Source organism: Mycolicibacter sinensis, from assembly GCF_001667945.1.
GTDB classification, from domain to species: Bacteria; Actinomycetota; Actinomycetes; order Mycobacteriales; family Mycobacteriaceae; genus Mycobacterium; species Mycobacterium sinense_B.
In genome coordinates, this window is record NZ_LZJK01000021.1 from 1 (window position 1) to 1,686 (window position 1,686).

Here is a 1,686-nt window from a genome sequence, read left to right on the forward strand (position 1 = left end):
GCCTCCCGGATCGCATCCAAGGCCGGCGGCGAACTGCTGGTGCTGCACGTGCTGCGCGACGGCGATTCCGTTGCGCCGGCGCCGCGCGTGGGCCAGATCCGCCAACTGGCGGTCAGCCTGGGCGCGTCCCTGCACACCGTGATCGGCGATGACGTGCCAGCCGCGTTGCTCGACTTCGCCCGTGACGTCAACGCCACCCAACTGGTGATCGGCAGCTCGCGGCGTTCGCGCTGGGCCCGCATCCTCGACGAGGGCGTCGGTGCGGCGGTGGTGCAGCAATCCGGCGATATCGACGTGCACATCGTCACCGACGAGGACACCAAGCCGAACTTCCGGGCGGTGTCGATCTCCCCGCGGGAGCGGCGCGCGGCGTCCTGGCTGGCCGCGATCGCCGTCCCGTGCCTGGTCTGCGCGATCGTGGTCGGCTGGCTGGATCACTACCTCAACAGCGGGCAAAGCGCCCTGTTCGTGGTCGGGGTGCTGGTGGTGGCACTGCTCGGCGGTATCGCGCCGGCCGTGCTGTCGGCATTGCTGTCGGGTGTGCTGCTCAACTATTTCCTGCTCGCGCCGCGCGGCGATTTCGCCATCGCCGAACACGACGCCGCGGTGACCGAGGTGGTGCTGCTGCTGGTGGCGGTCGCGGTGGCGGCACTGGTCGACAGCACGGCCAAACGATCCCGCGAGGCCGGCCGCGCCTCGCGGGAAGCCGAGTTGATGACACTGTTCGCCGGATCGGTGCTGCGCGGAGCGGATCTGGACAGCCTGCTGGAACGGGTGCGCGAGACCTACACGCAACGCTCGGTGAGCCTGGTACGGGTGCCGAGCGGAGCCGCGGCCCCCGAACAGCCCGAGGTCGTCGCTTCGGTCGGCGAGAACCCCTGCATGTCGGTGGCTCTCGCCGACACCGCGATCGATGTCGGCGACAACGAGTTTTGGATGTTGATGGCCGGCCGCCAGTTGGCCTCCCGGGACCGCCGGGTGCTGTCGGTGGTGGCGCGGCAGGCCGCGGGACTGGTACGCCAGGAGGAATTGGCGGTCGAAGCGGGGAGGGCCGACGCCGTGATGCGCACCGACGAACTGCGCCGCTCCCTGCTGTCGGCGGTCAGTCACGATCTGCGTACCCCGCTGGCGGCAGCCAAAGCGGCGGTGTCGAGCCTGCGCGCCGACGACGTCTGGTTCTCACCGCAAGACACCACCGAACTGCTTGCCACCGTTGAGGAGTCGATCGACCAGCTCACCGCCCTGGTGGGCAATCTGCTTGACTCATCCCGGCTGGCCGCCGGGGTGGTGCACCCCGAACTGGGCCGGGTGTATCTGGAGGAAGCCGTGCAACGAGCGCTGGTCAGCATCGGCCGGGGCAAGACCGGCTTCTTCCGTTCGGGCATCGACCGAGTCAGAGTCGATGTCGGCGATGCGGTGGCGCTGGCCGACCCGGGACTGTTGGAGCGGGTGCTGGCCAACCTGCTGGATAATGCCCTGCGTTATGCGCCGGAGGGCCCGGTGCGGGTCACCGCGTGTCAACTCGGCGACCGGGTTCTGCTCAACGTCGCCGATCAGGGGCGTGGTCTACCGCACGACGGCGAGCACTTGTTTGAGCCGTTTCAGCGGATCGGTGACCACGACAACACCGCCGGCATCGGCCTGGGCTTGTCGGTTGCGCGAGGGTTCGTCGAGGCGATGGGGGGA

Annotated in this window: 1 protein-coding gene; it reads left to right on the forward strand. The window is 69.2% G+C overall.

What is annotated here, in order from left to right; genetic code table 11:
- A partial coding sequence (locus A5694_RS02000) for a DUF4118 domain-containing protein (protein WP_064920183.1) occupies positions 1-1,686 on the forward strand: 1,686 nt, incomplete at both ends.